Genomic DNA, 1,050 nt, shown 5'->3' with positions numbered 1-1,050 from the left:
TGACGGTGATAGCTGGCGCTGTCCGATCCAGGTGAAATGCCGGAGACGCCGCCACCCGCACCTGCCCGACTATGAGCGCTTATCGCCCCTCGATCGTGTCTGATTCACTTTCATCACGAAATCGACGGACACCACGTCCACCAGGCCCCGTTGTGCCAGCGTACGCCGGAGGCATGACCGAACGCCGCAGCTACCCCTCCGACCTCTCCGACGCCCGCTGGGCACTGATCGAGCCCCGACTGGCTGCGTGGCGCCAAGCCCGCGCCGACGCCGGCGTCGGCGGCCGCCGACCCACTCACGATCTCCGCGACATCTTCGACGCGATCTTGTATCTCAACCGCACCGGGATCCCCTGGCGCTACCTGCCCCACGACTACCCGCCCTATCGCACCGTCTACAGCTACTTCGCGGCCTGGAGCTCCGAAGGAGTCTTCACCGAGCTGAACTACCAGCTCACCGGCCTGGTCCGCGACCATCACGGCCGACCGGTCGAACCCACCGCCTCCATCATGGACACCCAGACCGTCAAGACATCCACCAATGTCCCGGCCGCCACCCAGGGCATCGACGCCGGCAAGAAGATCGTCGGCCGCAAGCGCGGGATCATCACCGACACCCTCGGCCTGCTGCTGACAGTGATCGTCACCGCGGCCAGCATCAGCGACAACGCGATCGGCATGGACCTACTCGACCGAACCGCCACGAAATACCCCACCATCACCAAGACGTGGGTCGATGCCGGATTCAAGGTCAAGACCGTCGAGCATGGTGCCACGCTCGGCATCGACGTCGAGGTCGTCACCAAAGACCCGCAGGCCCAAGGGTTCAGCGTGCTCAAACGGCGATGGGTCGTCGAGCGCACACTCGGCTGGCTCATGCACCACCGCCGCCTCGTCCGCGACTACGAAGCCCGCCCCGACAACTCGGCCAGCATGATCACCCTGGCGATGATCGACAACCTCGCCAAACGCCTCACCGCCGAAACCACCCCAACCTGGCGAGACGACTAAACCCTCATAACTCACAAACTACGTGAATCAGACGTCCTCT

The 1,050-nt window shown here is 64.4% G+C and carries 1 protein-coding gene; it reads left to right on the top strand.

Annotation, left to right across the window (positions count from 1 at the left end; all coding sequences use genetic code 11):
- The first annotated feature begins 173 nt into the window (after positions 1-173).
- Positions 174-1,010: an IS5 family transposase gene (locus J5X75_RS43785; protein WP_208473643.1), complete on the top strand. Its 837-nt coding sequence runs from the start codon at positions 174-176 to the stop codon at positions 1,008-1,010.
- The last annotated feature ends 40 nt before the right edge of the window (positions 1,011-1,050 follow it).

The organism is Actinoplanes flavus (genome assembly GCF_017592555.1).
In the GTDB taxonomy this organism is placed as follows: Bacteria; Actinomycetota; Actinomycetes; order Mycobacteriales; family Micromonosporaceae; genus Actinoplanes; species Actinoplanes flavus.
This window is presented reverse-complemented; position numbering and strand designations above follow the sequence as displayed.

Bases quoted from the DNA above. Each gene is read 5' to 3' on its own strand.
- J5X75_RS43785 (WP_208473643.1), top strand. From the start codon at position 174: ATGACCGAACGCCGCAGCTACCCCTCCGACCTCTCCGACGCCCGCTGG.